Below are 16,532 nucleotides of genomic sequence, written 5' to 3'. Positions count from 1 at the left end.
GTTTTTGGGGGCTGACAAGGATTGGGTTTTTCTAAAAAAAGTCATAAAGCCTGTAACATTTTACCATTGGGTTAGTCTTATAAGCATAACATCAATCAAAAAATTCAATCAAAAAATGAACAAGTTATTAATCATTTATGGTAGCGTCCTTTTAAGTAGTACCGCCATAGCAAACGACCAGCAAAGTGCTACGATGGTCCAAACAAAATCGGAACCCGTTAGCTATTTAGAAAACAGTTATACAGCATTGAACATTGGTGCTGATTGGAACGATTCAGATTCGGGGATAGCAAATTATGCTTCTTATGAATTGAATTTGGACGAAATAGTTTTCTTGGAAGAAGAACCCGAAATCGATTTGGGTTTTAATACCAAGGATTACCTTCCGGAAGGTTTTAACCCTTACGAAAGCTATTTTGATTTGAATTCCATCATATATCTCGAAAGCGAAGTTGAATTGGATCTAGGTTTTGATACTGAAAAGTACCTGCCAGAAAACTTTGACCCCTACACGGATGTTGTGGATGTACATTCCATAAACTATATGGAGGATGAGGATATGGACCTTGGATTCGATACTCGCGATTACCTTCCTGAAGGATTTTCACCTTACGAGGTTTATGTGGATCTAAAATCGATTACCTATTTAGAGATTGAAACTGAATTGGAATTGGGTATCGAAAGTGAATACCAATTGCCAGAAGGTTTTAACCCTTACACTGATGTAATTGCTATCTCTTCCATCAACTATATGGAAGAAGAAGATATGGATTTGGGATTTGATACTTCTAAGTATCTACCTGAAGATTTTGACCCTTACAAAAGAGTCAACGAGTAGGATGTTTTAATTTTCATTTTACAAATTTTTGAGTTAGTTAGTGGAAGCCCTCTTCGGAGGGCTTTTTTTTGCCCCTTTTTTGTTAATGAATTCTATATAAGGTGCTGGTTAACAAAAAAATAACATGGAATTTTACATGAATGGATTCGCAGCGATTTTCTTTTTTTGATGCGAATAATGCAAGGATTCTGTTATTTGCTTTCTAGGAATCCATTTTTTTTAAACAACCACATAAAAAGTTGCTTTTTAGTAGCTGTAACTGCTTAGTTAACAAAAATCTAATTACAATAATTTTTAAAATAAAGGGTTATAAATTTGTACCCAACAAAGAGTTACTGTTCGCTTTAGAGGTGAACAGAGTAAGGTTGAGTTAGTTTCTTACATTTTTTTGAGTTAGTTAGTTTGTAAATGGCTCCTTCGCCCGAAGGGGCCATTTATTATTTAAAATAATAAGGGAATTACAAACTGGAAGACCAATACGAGCAATAGTACTGCAATTAGGTTCAAAATTACGCCCACACGAACCATTTGGGGAATTTTTACATATCCGCTCGCAAATACAATTGCGTTTGGTGGTGTGGCCATAGGAAGCATAAAAGCACAGCTACTGGCAATGGTTACTGGAATCAACAAATGTAGCATAGGAATATCCAAACCAATGGCGATACCTGCTACAACCGGCGCCAATACGGCCACAAGGGCAACGTTGCTCATCAATTCGGTCATAAAAAGCATCAAGAATATAAGTAAGGCTGCGGTGAACAAGATACTCGCATTACTTTGTGCTATGGCATTGGCCACCATATCCACAATACCACTAGAGGACATACCTTGGGCAAGTGCCAAACCTCCTCCAAATAGGATTAAGATGCCCCAGGCCAGTTTAGAGGTATCCTGCCAAACGATGATAAAATCTCCCTTTTTTATGTTGTAAGGAATGGCAAATAGGGCCACCGCTGCAAAAATACTGATCATGGTATCGGTTAGACCAAGGTTTGGGAATATGTTGTTGATCAATGTTCTGAAAATCCAAAGGAACACGGTAATACCAAAAATCACCAAAACCATTTTTTCTTTTCCTGTGGTCGGACCCAATTTTTCCAACTCAGCAAGAATTACTTCTTTGGAAGCACTGAACTTTAAATCTTTGTTGGGAAACATCCATTTTACCAAAACCAAGTAACAAATGGCTATCATGATGATGGAAAAAGGCAATCCGATGGTCATCCACTTTAAAAAGGAGATTTCAATATTGTATTCATTTTCCAATAATCCTATCAAAACAGAATTTGGTGGTGTTCCAATTACGGTCGCAATACCACCAGCGTTGGCAGAGAAAGCAATGCCCAACATCACACTTAAAGCAAAATTTTGATCGTTCTTGGTAAAGCCATCCGCATCGTCAATCAACAAATTGATCACGGAAAGGGCAATGGGCAACATCACCACGGTACTGGCTGTATTGCTGATCCACATACTCATGGTTGCCGTAGCAATCATAAATCCCAAAATAACTTTATTGGGAGTATTACCCGTCAATCGAATAATGTTCAACGCAATTCTGCGGTGCAGATTAACTTTTTCCAACGCCAACGCCATTACAAATCCACCAAAGAATAGAAAAACGATTGGACTTCCATAGTTGGCTCCGACTTCGGCAATGGGTAAAATTTTAAGTATGGGGAGTAAAATTAATGGCAATAATGCAGTGACTGAAATGGAAACAGCTTCGGTAATCCACCAAATCAACATCCATGCAGCGACCGAAATTACGGGGTCGCCTTTTTCCGACACCATCTCAAAAGGCAATAGGTTTAAAATAATAAATATGATGGGCCCTAATGCCAACCCAATTTTTCTGCTTAGTTCCATTGGGGTTCTAAGCTATGCTTTTTTGTTAAAACATGAAAATATTGAAGCCCCGGGAAGGGGCTTCGCTGTATAAAATTTAAAAAGAGATGGTTTTATTTTATTTTGAATGTCAATCTTCCAAAAACATAACGTCCATTCTGTCCAAATTGAACAGATCTTCTTGAGTAAATAAATCTTCCTGAAGACCTAAACGCCGGGTCGTTTTCATCCGGGTACACATCCAATAGATTGTTTGCACCGATTGTGAAGGTGGCATTTTCGGTAAAGTTATAGCCCACGGTTAAATCGGTGATAATTTTAGCTCCGAAGGTGTAATCGATGCTTGGGTCGTTCTCATTTGTGGCTTCCTGCACTTCCCCAAAATAGCCGTTGCGGATGAAAAAGTTCCAATTGTCGCCAATCTTCAGGTTATGAGAAAGATTTCCTTTTGTGGTTGGTACCGCCGATTCCAAATAAATACGACTGGTTGGGTCAAAATAGGTGTCACTCAATCCAGCGTTGGCAATGGCATCGGGAACTTTAACTTCTTCAACTGTGGTCTCGGAAAAGGTAAATGCCAAGGTGTTGGTTAACGAAATATTGTCTGAAATAGAAGCTTTATGGTCCACTACAAAATCCAATCCCATGGTTTGTGTATCCACGGAATTTGCAAAAAATGCCGCTTGTGTGGCATTGGCCTGTTGAAACAAATTCGCTAATTCGGCATTGCCATTATCCGTAAATTGTCCTGTTAAAATAACACGGTCTGCAATATTGATCATATAACCATCCAAGGTGAATTTTAGATTGGCACTTGGCACTCTCGCTGTAAAACCAGCGGTGGCTCCGATGGAAGTTTCTTCTTTTAATGGCTCAATGCCCAGCAATCGCGCAACTCTGGAGGTGTTCGGGAATATACCCACCTCGTTCGGTACACCATCTACAAACAACGTGGACGTGGAGCTGTAATGGATTTGGTGCAAGGAAGGTGCTCTAAATCCTGTTTGTCCACCACCACGGAAATTAAAATTATCTGAAAATTTTATTCTCGTTGCCAATTTAAAGTTTACGGTTCCACCAAAATCTGAGAAATTCTCATATCGAACTGCTCCACTCACTAAAACCGATTCGGTAAAATCTGCTTCCACATCAAAATAGCCAGCGATGGTGTTTCTATAGGCATCTACTACGTTGGCAGGTTTAAACCCAGGGAAAACTTGAATGCCGCCAGGTCTGGAATTGCCAAAAAAGTCGACAGGCACTATGGAACTTGGGTCCGTAGGGTCATGTGGATTCCCTTGTACATTGTATTGGGTGTATGAGGCTTCTTCACCCGCAACAATGGCGTAATTTTCAACACGATATTCTGCACCAAAGGCAATGTTCAAACCGGCCATGGTGTCTTCATAAAATCGACTTAGGTCGAAATTGGTGGTATTTTCGCTATAGTTGAAACCTCCTGAATCGGCTTCAAATGGAGTAGAGTTCACCAAAGAGGCATTATTGGAATTGGTGACGCGGTACAAAAAGGTGTTTTTTCCATAGGAATTGCTGAAATCCACATTCCAATCTCCCAACATCCCTTTAATACCAAATGCAGCAGATTTATCTACAATATTGGAGTTGATTTCTGGCAAAAATCCATTAAGGTAGGCTGGGGTATAGGCTCTTGCTTGGTTGGGCAGACGATAAAAACCGGCAGCATTACCATTTTTAAAGCTCAGTCCGCCAAACCCATAAAGTTCCAGATTTTCGTCCAGTGGAATGGAAAGGTTGGCAAAGAATTGGGCACCCCTAAGTTCGGATTGCCCAACACGCATGTTAAAATCGCTTCGTTGCAAACCTCTTGCTGCTAGTTCAGCATCCGTGTTATTAAACCCGAGCGGGGAGTTAACCTGAAATTGGCTTAGTAAATTATTGAAATCGGAACTTGAAATGTTATTTGGCAAGCTATTATAAAAATTCTGAATTTCTGTGGCTTGATTTGCATTGGTGTAGGAAAGCGCGTTGAATGCATCTAGCATTTCTTGGAAAGTAAGGTCACCATTTTGAAAATCTGTATAACCAAAGCTGCCTCCAAAAACTCTTTGGGATCCTGTTAATCCATTTATATCGTGTAATTCCACATCCGAAGCTCCATTGATTAATGCTAATTGATTATTGTTGAACCCTGCGGATTGGGCATATTGTCTAACTAATGCTTCATTCATTAATAGCGTTGAAATATCAATACCGGCAGAAGCAGCTGACCTTTCCACAGAATTGTATCCATTAAAAATGGATCCTTCCCATTCTTGCATGCGATTGGTGTATCCTCTAAAATTAAAGTTTCCTGTAAAGTTGATAAAACCACCATCTTTACCAATTGGGAGACCGTAATTCAATCCTAGATTTACTTTTTCACCGTCAATTTTCTTTTGGGGGCTATGTTCGCTGGTTACATTGGCTCCCGTATTGATGTCTACTTGAAGTTCGTTGACATTCTTTTTTAATACAATATTGATGACCCCTGCGATGGCGTCCGAACCGTATTGCGCAGCTGCACCATCCCTTAAAATTTCAATACGTGAAATGGAGTTGGAAGGAATTGTGGTCATGTCGGTACCTACACTACCACGCCCAAATGTTCCGTTGACGTTGACCAACCCTGTTTTGTGTCTTCTTTTTCCATTAATGAGCACCAAAACTTGGTCGGGTCCCAATCCACGAAGCGATGCCGGAGCAATATGATCCGTTCCATCTGAAATGGTTTGCGGGTTGGAGTTAAAGGATGGAGCCGCATAGTTTAAAATTTCTGTTACCGTGACTTGGGGTGATGACTGTGCCAATTCTGTCACATCCAGTACATCTACGGGAACAGGAGTGTCCGTTGCCGTTCGGTTGGCATTACGAGAACCTACCACTACAACATTCTCCAATGCTAAGCCAGCTTCGAGCGTTATATTCATGGTTGCACCGGTAACTGTTGCTTCTTGGGAGTTGAAACCCACGTAGGAAAACACCAAAACATCACCCGGGCTAGCTTCAATAATAAAGTTTCCATCAAAATCTGTAATAACACCAATGTCTGTTCCCTTTAAAAGGACGGATGCTCCAGGTAAGGGCACATTTTGGTCATCGTAAACGGTTCCGGTTACCTCTTGTGCCACGGCAGCAAAACACGCCAATAGCACAAAAAGGAATGCTAATTTCATTCTTTTCATTTAAATAGGTTTTAGTAAGATTATTGGGGGTAGCCGCAGAATAATTCTCTCGCGATGGAAAGAAATTAGGGGTAAGATAGCATTTTTTTAAAACACGAACCCCGACACTGGGTTAGTGCCGGGGTTCGTTTGCTTATATTAAGTTATAATATGATCAGCCTGTATACTTGGCCAATAGGGCATCATCGGTCTTCTCCACTTTTAAAAGTCCATGCTTGGTCAAACCTTTGGTGCTCTTGTCCCATTTTTTACCGCTCAAGCCTGCTTTTTCCTTAAGCTCGGCCAAAGGCATTTCGCCAGCAGGCTTTAAAATGTCTATAATGATTTTTTCTTCTTCGGTGAGCTCCACTTGTTTTTTCTCTGGTCGCATTTGAGGGAAGAACAATACTTCTTGGATGGATGAATTATTGGTCATCAGCATTACCAAACGGTCAATTCCGATTCCGATTCCAGAAGTTGGGGGCATTCCATATTCCAAGGCACGTAAGAAATCTTGGTCGATGAACATCGCTTCGTCATCTCCTTTTTCAGAGAGTTTCAACTGGTCTTCGAAACGTTCGCGTTGGTCAATAGGGTCGTTCAACTCGGAATAGGAATTGGCCAATTCTTTTCCGTTTACCATCAACTCAAAACGCTCGGTCAATCTTGGATTGGAACGGTGCTCTTTGGTCAAAGGACTCATTTCCTTCGGATAGTCGATAATGAATGTCGGTTGAATGTAATGGTGCTCACATTTTTCACCAAATATCTCATCAATGAGCTTTCCGACGCCCATGGTATCGTCCACTTCAATGCCCAAATTTTTAGCAGTTTCTCGAAGTTCTTCTTCCTCCATTCCAGAAACATTAACTCCTGTATGGATTTTGATGGCTTCCAAAATAGGTACCCGTGGGTATGGGGCCTTGAATTCAATTTCGTGTTCACCAACTTTCACTTTGGAACTACCCGTAGCGTCAACAGCTACTTTTTCCAATAGTTTTTCGGTGGTGTCCATCATCCAGTTGTAGTCCTTGTAGGCTACATAAAGTTCCATTACGGTAAACTCTGGATTGTGTGTGCGGTCCATTCCTTCGTTACGGAAATCTTTGGCAAATTCGTATACGCCGTCAAATCCACCAACAATCAATCTTTTAAGATACAACTCGTTGGCAATTCGCAAGTACAAAGGAATGTTGAGCGCATTGTGGTGCGTTAAAAACGGACGTGCCGCCGCTCCACCCGGAATGGGCTGCAATATGGGGGTTTCCACCTCCAAGTATCCTTTTTGGTTGTAAAACTCACGGATACTGTTGGTGATTTTTGTTCTTTTTATGAAGGTGTCCTTAACATGAGGGTTAACTACCAAATCCACATAACGTTGACGGTAACGAAGCTCTGGGTCGTTAAACGCATCGTACACATTTCCTTCGTCATCTACTTTTGGTAATGGAAGTGGTCGCAACGATTTGCTCAATAGGCTGAATTTTTTCACCATTACGGTTTTTTCTCCTACTTGAGTGGTGAACAACTCACCTTCCACACCAATGATATCGCCAATGTCCAACAGTTTTTTGTAGACATCATTGTAAAGGGTTTTATCGTCATCCGGACAAATTTCATCACGGTTGAAGTACACCTGAATTCGGCCTTCGCTATCTTGAAGTTCAGCAAAGGAGGCTTTTCCTTGAATTCTACGAGACATCAATCTACCGGAAATCACCACCTTTTTACCTTCCTCAAATTCCTGTTTTATGCTCTTGGAAGTGGCATCCACTGGATATAAAGCGGCTGGGTAGGGGTCGATGCCCATTTCCCTCAATTTGGTCAATTTTTCCCTTCGAACGATCTCTTGTTCCGATAGTTGCATAGTCTTCAAAAAATTTAAAGCGCAAAATTACACTTTTGCGCTTTAATTTCTTGCTTTGACCGTGTTTAATATGCGTAATTGGGGGTGTACTGCTTTTTTAAAATGATTTGGGCCATATCTTCCTCCAAAGATTCTAAAGGTCTCTCCACTATTCGGTTGACCTCTTTTCCTTCTTTATAAAAGATCATGGTTGGTACTTTGATGATGTTCAGTCCCTGTTCTTCTCCCGTTGGACTTTTTTTGTAGTATCCTTTTCGGTAATCCAGCGCTACAATTTCCAGTTGTTCCATAGGAAATTCTGCGGCTTCTAAAATTTTGATGAATCTTGGGGTTTCTCTTTTGCTATCACCGCACCAAGTCCCCAAAAATAATTTGATGTGATAGGACTGAAGAGACTCTTTAAATAGATTCACCATGGTTTGGTCCACTTTATAGTGGTCTTGCCCGTTTTTAAACCATTGCTGATAGGGTTGGGATTGAAGGCCCTCTACATTTATTTGGCCCACTAGAAATTGACGCCCGTTTTCGGAAGTGATTTCTTGGTTGAATTCCTGTGCCGAAACACAAGTAATGCAAAGCATAAGCAAAGTGGTTGCAATTTGTTTCATGATTTTGTGATTTATGGTTTGGATGGCCAAATTCACTAAAATCAATGGCTGAAGAGAAATTAGAACGTTGGAAATAGGGACTAGACCGGGGGTTGAAATTTATTTTTGGATTCTTAAATACGGATTTTAAATGTTGAAAATATTAACGCAAAATTTCAGTTTGCGTTCAAGAATTAAATATATATTTGTATCCAAGTGAATACAATTTTATGTATTTTATTGAGAAAACTATTGAATTCGACAGGTGGTTAAGGAAATTGAAAGATGTTAGGGCAAAGGCCAAAATCCTTTTTAGAATTCAAAAGATTGAAAATGATGGCCATTTCGGTGATTGTAAAGGTGTAGGAAATGGAATCAAAGAGATGCGAATACATTTTGCCAAAGAATATAGAGTTTATTTTAAAGAAATGAACGGTAAAATAATTTTATTGCTGATGGGAGGGGATAAATCGTCTCAAGAAATAGATATTAAGAAAGCGAAGGAAATCTGGAATAAATTAAAAAAATAAACATGGGAACCTCAAAATTTGACATAGCAGATTATTTGGACAGTAAGGAAATGATTGCAGAGTACCTTAATACAGTTTTGGAAGAAGGGGAAAGTTCAGACGTTGTAAATGCAATTGGACATATTGCCAAAGCTATAGGTATGACTAAAATTTCTGAAGAAACAGGATTGAGCAGGCCAAGTCTTTACAAAGCGCTATCAGAGGGATCTAAACCTCAATTCTCCACAATTATGAAAGTTTTGAAAGCGATTGGAGGCCAAGTTCAAGTCCATCCTATTTCTGCATAGGGTAAAGCTTTTTTCCAATTATTAAGAATTAGCCTAGAAGCTGAACAAAACCTCTTTACTTTTTAAAGCGAACCAACATTTCATCCCTTGAAGAAACATCCAGTTTTTTATACAGGTTGTTGATGTGTGTTTTTACGGTGCTAACGCTTACAAAAAGTTCGGTGGCGATTTCTTTGTTGGTCCTATTTTCCAGGATAAGATGAACAATTTTTTGCTCTTGTGGGGTCAGTTTCTCCAAGAGGTTGTTGGATTTACTTTTTCGTTTTTTACCAAGGAAAAACACAATATTCCCCAGAATAGAAACTGCGAGAAGGGCAATTAAGGTTCGGTTCCACTTTGAAGATGTAGGTTGGGAAAATTGGGCCAATTCTTTGTCGGTGGTGATTTCGGCGTCGTATTGTTTGGTGAACTCTGTGTTTGGATACTTGTTTTGTAATCGGTCTGACAGATTTTCATAGTAAATGTTTTCCGTTACATCCTTCAAATAGTACTTGAAGGTTTCGTTTCTTTTGTCCGATATAAAATCGTAGATGTAAAGTTCAGCCAGTGGTTCCTCCACATCTTTTCCAAATTCATGCAGGGTATTGAACCACTTTTGTAGGTTCAATTTTTTGTTGGCCTCACTTGGATAATCCACAAAATCGTAGGCCATTTGGTTTTTGAGGTTATCAATGTCCAAAAGTAATCCAGAACTCGGGTTGGTAGAATTGATGGTGCACAGGGCTTCATCCTCAAAAGAAGTAGGAAATTGGAGCGTATCCTGGTTGTTGGCTATAAAAAGCACACTTTTGCTGTTATTGCATTGGCCTAAAAAGTGGTTGGCCCCTTCATTGTCCGAACAACCATCCAAATGTATTCTGTAGATACGATTGGCAATGTTTAGGTTGTTCCCTTCAAAATTAAAATGCCCCAAGGAATCCACTACCGATTTTTGTACAATCTGGTCCAAATAAATCCGTGAAGACTTTCGATAATCTTCCACAACGGATAAATAAATGGCACTGCCCTCATTTTCTTGGGATACTTCTCCAGAAAAATGGAATTGCCCAAAAAGTGCCGGTGCGTGGAGCAAAAGTAAGAGAAGGATAAAAAACCGCATTTCGTTCCCGATTTTTGTATAAATGTAAAGGTTTTATGTAACAAAGTTTCATTTTGGGCTACCTATAAGTATCATCAATCAAAATCAAATCAATGAGTTTCTGGAGAGTTTTATTGGCTATTCTATTTCCTCCCCTTTCCGTAATCGGGAAAGGCTGCGGTTCCATGTTAATTGTTTTTTTACTGACCCTTTGCGGTTGGGTGCCTGGCGTAATTGCTGCCTTGGTGATTTTAAATAACCCGAATTAATTCAGCTAAAAAGTTTATTTGAGGACAGCGTGCAAATTTGAATGGTCGTTTATCCAAAATATAAGATTCCGGTTGTCGGTAAAAAGGCATTATACTACTTTTAGCCTTCATGAACTGTTACACCAAACACTAAAACCATTAAAATAATCAACACATGAAAACATTTAAAGCTCTATTGGTTAGTGCTATTGTAGTATTGGCTGCTGCCTGCAATTTTACCGAAGAAATCCATTTTCAGGATGATGGCTCCGGTAAACTTTCCATTCAATTTGATGGTTCGGAAATGATGGAAATGGCCGGGGAGGAAATGGCAAAATCGGGAGAAGAAGTTGTAGATTCCATTATATCTTTCAAAGATTTTTTAGAAGAGAACAAAGACAGTATTGCCCAATTGTCTGCCGATGAACAAGCGAAACTAAAAAAGTTGGAATCGTTCAATATGCGCATGGTCATGGATCCTGAGAAAAAGCTCATGCTATTCGATTTGTTCAGTGAGTTCAAAAACGTAAGCGAAATGAACGATGCTTTCAATACATTTCAAGATGCAAGTACATTGGGTCCAAATGCTAACCCGCAGCAAGCCCAAATGAAATCTCCTGAGCAGGCCACTAAAGTGAACTACACGTTTAATAACAATACCTTTACCCGTACAGCAGAAATTATAGATCAAACCCTTTTGCAACAACAAATTGACAGCTTGCAAGGAGCCGAAATGTTTCTTTCTGGATCTACGTACACGTTAAAGTATCATTTTCCAAAAAGAGTAAAATCCACCAATGTAGAGGAGGCCACTTTTAGTGCCGACGGTAAAACCATGATCTATGAAGTGGGCTTTATGGAAATGATGAAGAACCCTTCGCTTTTAGATATTGAGGTGAAGCTCGAAAAGTAGGTTCGCAAAATAGCTCTTCGTATCTTTGCGGTATGAACAAGAAAGTTGCACTTCAGGACCTCGGTTATAAAGATTACAAGGAAACTTGGGATTACCAAGAAGCACTGTTCAAGGATATTGTGGACACTAAAGTGCGTAATCGAAGGGAAGATGCCGGCTTGGAAACTCCCAATCATTTTCTTTTTGTAGAACATCCTCATGTGTACACTTTGGGAAAAAGTGGTGACATCAATAATTTGTTGGTGGATGAGAAAATCCTCGAAGAAAAAGGAGCGACTTTTTATAAAATTAACCGTGGGGGTGATATTACCTATCACGGCCCTGGGCAGATTGTGGGCTATCCCATTTTAGATTTGGACAATTTCTTTACCGATATCCACAAATACCTTCGTTTTTTGGAAGAGATGGTGATTCTAACTTTGGCCGAATATGGCCTAAAGGCCGAACGCTCGGAGGGTGAAACAGGCGTTTGGTTGGATGTGGACACCCCTTTTGCACGCAAAATTTGCGCTATGGGCGTGCGTGCCAGCCGCTGGGTAACCATGCATGGTTTTGCCCTGAACGTGAATGCCGATTTGGGCTATTTTGATTTGATGATTCCCTGTGGCATTAAAGGAAAGGCAGTTACTTCTTTAAATGTAGAACTTGGACAAAAAGAAGTGGATATTGCCGAAGTAAAAGCAAAGTTACTAAAGCATTTTACCGCTCTTTTTGAGGCGGAGTTTGTTGCTGAGAAGTCTTCCATTTAAAAAAAATACAATCTATACTTTTTTCATTCGTCAATTCATATGGGGCATTCGTCAATTGGTTGAAATATTTCAATTTGAAATAATCTAATTTCACTACTGTCTGCCGTCAGGCAGGTATCGGTGTATATAAATCATTAAAAACGATTCATATCTTAAACGTTCGTGTTAACTGTTCCAGAAATAAGTTCTTATGAAAAATTCATTGACTTTAATTACCATTATACTCTTAATCTCTTGTGACGATGATCAAAATTCATTCGATAAACCTGACATTGAAGGAAAATGGAATTTAGAAACTTACATCGACATTGATGGAGATGAACATCTAACCACTTATTCTATTTTCAACTGGTATGAACAGGGATTTGAATTTATCAGTGGAGAAGAGTTTTATCCAAGATACGATCCCAAATCCAGGTTTGACACTGAAATATGGCAAACTGATTATGAAGTTGGCCCAGGAAAATACTTTTTATCGAACGGCATTTTAACTCTTTCGCACGAAGATCAAATCTACGATTACGGATTTAGAATGAAGGACACGAACACTATTGAAATTTCAAATGACGGAACAAGAACCAACGCTTGGACTGGAACATGGATTCTCAGAAGGAGTAACTAACACCAACAATCGCTAGCTCGCATCCGCTCAAGTTTAATTCTGCTGAGTCCATCCGAACTTCATCGCTACGCTACCCATTCTGCAAACTTCCTCTCTCCTAGCGAGGTTCTTGCTTCTGGATTTTGTCTTTCGGATTGCAGTTCTTCGTAGGTGACGTTGTAGGTATTGGGCAGCTGCGCTATCTTGCTGCTATTAAATACTAGTAAGCGCACACGTGCTAGCTAGTCAATAAGTGACATATCCTCTCCCTTTCCTATTTTAAATATTCCATCTAATTTAGAGGTTGAACCAATCCAATTCAATATAAAATTCAGTCTGATTTAATTATCAAATTTTGGAGAGCAGCCTAGAAACATTCCCGTACCATTTTACCGAATATAATTCTTAACTTTCTACTTGATCCAAGTATCAAAAATATTGATTGATAATCAGTTGTGTTTTCAAACAGCTATACAATGATTGATGAATTAAATTCTATACCATGAAACGAATTATACTAGTATTTGCCGTTGCAGGAATGCTGATTTCCTGTAATACTTCGAATAAAGATAAAGGAGAAGAATCAGCAATGGAAGCAACCGTTGTGGATAGCGTAGCCCATAAAATCGAAGCCAATTTTGTTCCCATTGACTCTGATGAAGCCTTGGTCGCGGCCTCATTAATGGCAGCCCCAGCAGAGAGTAGGGAGGGATGCACAGTAATCGGGTACAATATGGCCGGTGAATTTGTAACCTTTAGGGAAGGAGACAACGAATTTATTGTTCTTGTGGATGACCCAACAAACAAAGGATTTAATGCTGCATGCTATCATAAAAGTTTGGAACCTTTTATGGCACGGGGTCGTGAATTAAGAGCAGAGGGCAAATCGGGTCCGGAAATTTTTGATATTCGAGAGGAAGAAGCCAAATCAGGCAAATTGGATATGGGCAAACCAGGCGCTACTTTGCATTTGTATTATGGCCCCAGTGATAGGTACAATCCCGAAACTTCAAAAGTGGAAGAAGCCCAATATCGTTATGTGGTGTATTTGCCATTTGCTACGGCCGAATCCACGGGGCTACCAGAAAAACCAGTTGGGTCCAATCACCCTTGGATCATGAATCCGGGCACGCATAAGGCCCATATAATGATCACCCCCTCAGGAATGGTGCATTAAAATTACACTATGACCAATGATCAAATTTTTATTGATACGCCCAGCAATGAGGAGCGTTTTCGGATTTTCAATGAAAACGCCAATGACTTTACCTTCTACCAAGTTTTTGACCCTGGGCGCATTGCTTATAATAATATGTTATCTGCAGAAAGCATTGATTTAATTGAAAATGTTGATTTGAAGGTGGCTCTTTCTGAGTATTATGATTATAACTATTTAGGTGGTGTGCAAAATCGTATTATGGTGTTGAACCGAAGGGTCGTCGATGAATCTTACCCAAAGCTCTTCACCAAAGAATTTGTTTCCAACACCATTGGGATTTCATCGAAAATGCCCGCTGTTTCTAATTTGGATATTGCTACAGATGAGAAGCTACTGTCCGACCTTTTTGGAATCAAAATGATTATTTTTAATCAAAATGAATTGATTATTGATACTCAAAATCGAAACCAGGAACTTGTGTCCTTATTGAATTCAGATTTGAAGGAAAACTAAGAAATATAAAAGTTAAGTTCTCAACCGTCAATTCAAAGAAGGTATCCGTCAATTCGTTGAAGAAATATTGTTCGCAAAACCCGAATTTTAATTTTTAAGGATATAATTCATTTAGTTCTTGGCAAAGTCGAAATATTAAAGGAATTATATTTCTAATATAGCCAATAATAAACCGACACTTGATAAAAGACAAACCGTATGAATAACATAATTTATTACGTAGCAATTTCCTTGGATGGATATATTGCAGGAGAAAATGATGATATAAGCAAGTTTATTTTACAAGGGGATGGAGTTGAAAAATATCGATCAGACCTTTCGGAATTCAGAACAGTTATAATGGGAAGAAAAACCTATGAATTTGGTTATCAATATGGGCTTGAACCAGGTCAACCTGGATATCCTAATATGGAACATCACATTTTTTCAGACACATTGGAAATAGATAATTTATCAGAAACTGTTAGAATCGAGAAAATCAGTGTTGACCGGGTGAATGAAATTCGTAAGAATGCAAAATCTGATATATATCTCTGTGGTGGAGGGCAATTTGCTGGTTGGTTGCTGGACAATGGGCAAATTGATCAGTTGAAACTCAAATTAAATCCAATAGTACTAGGAAAGGGAACTCGATTATTTGGTACTTCAATTACATCTGAAAGTTGGAAGCTGACGGACAAGGAATCATTTTCTGATGGTCTTCAAATATTAACCTACAATAGGAAAAAATAAAGGAATTCAGGTCACCACAAGCCTTATAAAGCATTGGGTGACCGGGGTATTTGAACGTTATTTGGCTTTAAGTAAGTATTGTCACGGTTGGAAAGTATTAACTTATAAAGTAATAGGTTTCATAACCGATACTGATAAGTTCAATAATGTTTAATAACAATCGAGAAGTATACCTAGGGTTTTATTATTTAAAAGTTCTAATTATTTGAGGGTTAAACTAATCCACATCAAAATAAGTTGATAGACCAAGAAATCATCGCATTGCGGCGCCAACTTCATGCCAACCCAGAATTGTCCAATTTTGAGTATGGCACGGCATCCATCATCAAAAAGTATATAGAGCCGTACAAGCCCACCACAATTATAGAAGGGATTGGAGGAGCAGGTTTGGCCGCAGTTTATGAATTCTCCAAAAAGGGTAAAACCATAACTATCCGTTGTGAGTTGGATGCCCTCCCTATTTCGGAAAGCGATCAGTTCGGGTATAAATCAACAGCAGATGGGGTATCCCACAAATGCGGACATGATGGACATATGGCCATTGTGGCAAGTATGGCCAAATGGCTTCATCAAAGTGAGTTTGAGGCTGGGAAGGTAATTTTGTTGTTTCAGCCCGCCGAGGAAACAGGGGAAGGGGCAGAAAGAATTGTTAAGGATATACACTTTAAGGAATTACGAACCGACTATGTTTTTGCGCTCCATAATATTCCAAAGGAACCACTGCATAGGGTCATACTTATAAAAAGTGGCTTTTCTGCCGAGGTGATAAGTTTTGCGCTTGAATTAAAAGGAACGGAATCCCATGCCTCCGAACCCGAACATGGAATCAACCCTACGCTTTGCATATCGGAATTGGTGGGAGAAATCAATCAATTAAACCACCCTGAGCCAAACCATCCAGACTTTGCCGTATTGACGCCGGTGCATCTTTTTGTTGGTCAAAAAGCCTATGGCATATCGCCTGGCTATGGAGAATTGCATTATACGATTAGATGCTGGAGCGGAGCGATGATGCAAAGTTTGAAGTCCAACATTTTAAACTTGGTCAAGGAGAAGTGTACTAAACATGAATTGGATTTTGAACTTAATTGGTTGGAATATTTTCCGGCAAGCCAGAACCACCAAGAGTGTAATGAGTATATTCAAAAAGCAGCACTGGAAAATGGTTTGGAAATTATGGAGAGAAATTACCCTTTTAAATTCGGAGAAGATTTTGGCTGGTTTTCCAAATCGTATAAAACGGCAATGTTCGGACTTGGGGCCGGATTAGATACACCGGCATTGCACAACCCCGATTACGATTTTCCCGATGAATTGCTAGATACAGGGTGCTCCATGTTCAAATCTATTATTCTAGGAATAATGGAAGGGTAGGTGTCAAATGTAATTTTGATAAT

At 39.4% G+C, this 16,532-nt stretch carries 17 protein-coding genes; 11 read left to right on the top strand and 6 right to left on the bottom strand.

Annotated features, from left to right (window positions below; all coding sequences use genetic code 11):
• Positions 1-115 precede the first annotated feature (115 nt).
• Positions 116-838: a hypothetical protein gene (locus tag ABT310_RS03805; protein ID WP_375325420.1), complete on the top strand. Its 723-nt coding sequence runs from the start codon at positions 116-118 to the stop codon at positions 836-838.
• Between the two features lie 441 nt (positions 839-1,279).
• On the opposite strand, the gene ABT310_RS03800 is transcribed toward ABT310_RS03805, so the two are convergent.
• From ABT310_RS03800 to ABT310_RS03785, 4 genes are all read right to left on the bottom strand, one after another.
• Complete coding sequence (locus tag ABT310_RS03800; protein ID WP_375325419.1) at positions 1,280-2,710, bottom strand: SLC13 family permease; 1,431 nt, start codon at positions 2,708-2,710, stop codon at positions 1,280-1,282.
• Positions 2,711-2,802: 92 nt separating this feature from the next.
• Positions 2,803-5,892, bottom strand: coding sequence for a TonB-dependent receptor domain-containing protein (locus ABT310_RS03795; protein ID WP_375325418.1), 3,090 nt, complete (start codon positions 5,890-5,892; stop codon positions 2,803-2,805).
• 154 nt (positions 5,893-6,046) lie between these two features.
• The gene (gene lysS, locus ABT310_RS03790; protein WP_375325417.1) at positions 6,047-7,738 is read right to left on the bottom strand and encodes a lysine--tRNA ligase; all 1,692 of its coding nucleotides are present in this window, start codon (positions 7,736-7,738) and stop codon (positions 6,047-6,049) included.
• 65 nt (positions 7,739-7,803) lie between these two features.
• On the bottom strand, positions 7,804-8,346 hold the full coding sequence (locus ABT310_RS03785; RefSeq protein WP_375325416.1) for a thioredoxin family protein: 543 nt from the start codon (positions 8,344-8,346) through the stop codon (positions 7,804-7,806).
• 209 nt (positions 8,347-8,555) lie between these two features.
• Between ABT310_RS03785 and ABT310_RS03780 the strand changes: the two genes are divergently transcribed.
• Both ABT310_RS03780 and ABT310_RS03775 read left to right on the top strand, forming a co-directional pair.
• Positions 8,556-8,855 carry a type II toxin-antitoxin system RelE/ParE family toxin gene (locus ABT310_RS03780; RefSeq protein WP_375325415.1) on the top strand — a complete coding sequence of 100 codons (300 nt, stop codon included), beginning with the start codon at positions 8,556-8,558 and terminating at the stop codon, positions 8,853-8,855.
• 2 nt (positions 8,856-8,857) lie between these two features.
• Complete coding sequence (locus tag ABT310_RS03775) at positions 8,858-9,142, top strand: addiction module antidote protein (RefSeq protein WP_375325414.1); 285 nt, start codon at positions 8,858-8,860, stop codon at positions 9,140-9,142.
• Between the two features lie 55 nt (positions 9,143-9,197).
• On the opposite strand, the gene ABT310_RS03770 is transcribed toward ABT310_RS03775, so the two are convergent.
• The gene (locus ABT310_RS03770; RefSeq protein ID WP_375325413.1) at positions 9,198-10,241 is read right to left on the bottom strand and encodes a response regulator transcription factor; all 1,044 of its coding nucleotides are present in this window, start codon (positions 10,239-10,241) and stop codon (positions 9,198-9,200) included.
• Positions 10,242-10,333: 92 nt separating this feature from the next.
• Here ABT310_RS03770 and ABT310_RS03765 point away from each other — a divergent pair, with 92 nt between their 5' ends.
• The 4 genes from ABT310_RS03765 to ABT310_RS03750 all read left to right on the top strand — a co-directional run bounded on the left by ABT310_RS03765 (position 10,334) and on the right by ABT310_RS03750 (position 12,752).
• A complete protein-coding gene (locus ABT310_RS03765) occupies positions 10,334-10,489 on the top strand; it encodes a YqaE/Pmp3 family membrane protein (protein ID WP_375325412.1) in 156 nt (51 codons plus the stop codon).
• 154 nt (positions 10,490-10,643) lie between these two features.
• Complete coding sequence (locus tag ABT310_RS03760; protein ID WP_375325411.1) at positions 10,644-11,381, top strand: hypothetical protein; 738 nt, start codon at positions 10,644-10,646, stop codon at positions 11,379-11,381.
• Between the two features lie 32 nt (positions 11,382-11,413).
• Positions 11,414-12,130 carry a lipoyl(octanoyl) transferase LipB gene (gene lipB, locus ABT310_RS03755; protein ID WP_375325410.1) on the top strand — a complete coding sequence of 239 codons (717 nt, stop codon included), beginning with the start codon at positions 11,414-11,416 and terminating at the stop codon, positions 12,128-12,130.
• Positions 12,131-12,320: 190 nt separating this feature from the next.
• On the top strand, positions 12,321-12,752 hold the full coding sequence (locus tag ABT310_RS03750; RefSeq protein WP_375325409.1) for a hypothetical protein: 432 nt from the start codon (positions 12,321-12,323) through the stop codon (positions 12,750-12,752).
• Between the two features lie 65 nt (positions 12,753-12,817).
• Here ABT310_RS03750 and ABT310_RS03745 read toward each other — a convergent pair whose 3' ends face one another.
• A complete protein-coding gene (locus tag ABT310_RS03745) occupies positions 12,818-12,964 on the bottom strand; it encodes a hypothetical protein (RefSeq protein WP_375325408.1) in 147 nt (48 codons plus the stop codon).
• A gap of 269 nt (positions 12,965-13,233) precedes the next feature.
• On the opposite strand from ABT310_RS03745, the gene ABT310_RS03740 reads away from it, so the two are divergent.
• The 4 genes from ABT310_RS03740 (at position 13,234) to ABT310_RS03725 (ending at position 16,509) form a co-directional block, all read left to right on the top strand.
• Positions 13,234-13,908, top strand: a complete 675-nt coding sequence (locus tag ABT310_RS03740) for a hypothetical protein (RefSeq protein WP_375325407.1) — start codon at positions 13,234-13,236, stop codon at positions 13,906-13,908.
• Between the two features lie 9 nt (positions 13,909-13,917).
• Complete coding sequence (locus ABT310_RS03735; protein WP_375325406.1) at positions 13,918-14,403, top strand: hypothetical protein; 486 nt, start codon at positions 13,918-13,920, stop codon at positions 14,401-14,403.
• Between the two features lie 198 nt (positions 14,404-14,601).
• Positions 14,602-15,135, top strand: a complete 534-nt coding sequence (locus tag ABT310_RS03730) for a dihydrofolate reductase family protein (protein WP_375325405.1) — start codon at positions 14,602-14,604, stop codon at positions 15,133-15,135.
• 237 nt (positions 15,136-15,372) lie between these two features.
• Positions 15,373-16,509, top strand: coding sequence for an amidohydrolase (locus tag ABT310_RS03725; RefSeq protein WP_375325404.1), 1,137 nt, complete (start codon positions 15,373-15,375; stop codon positions 16,507-16,509).
• The last annotated feature ends 23 nt before the right edge of the window (positions 16,510-16,532 follow it).

Origin of the sequence: Flagellimonas cixiensis (assembly GCF_042134615.1) — a bacterium.
GTDB classification, from domain to species: Bacteria; Bacteroidota; Bacteroidia; order Flavobacteriales; family Flavobacteriaceae; genus Flagellimonas; species Flagellimonas cixiensis.
The sequence above is the reverse complement of the archived record's forward strand: the minus strand, read 5'-3'. Positions and strand labels throughout refer to the sequence as shown.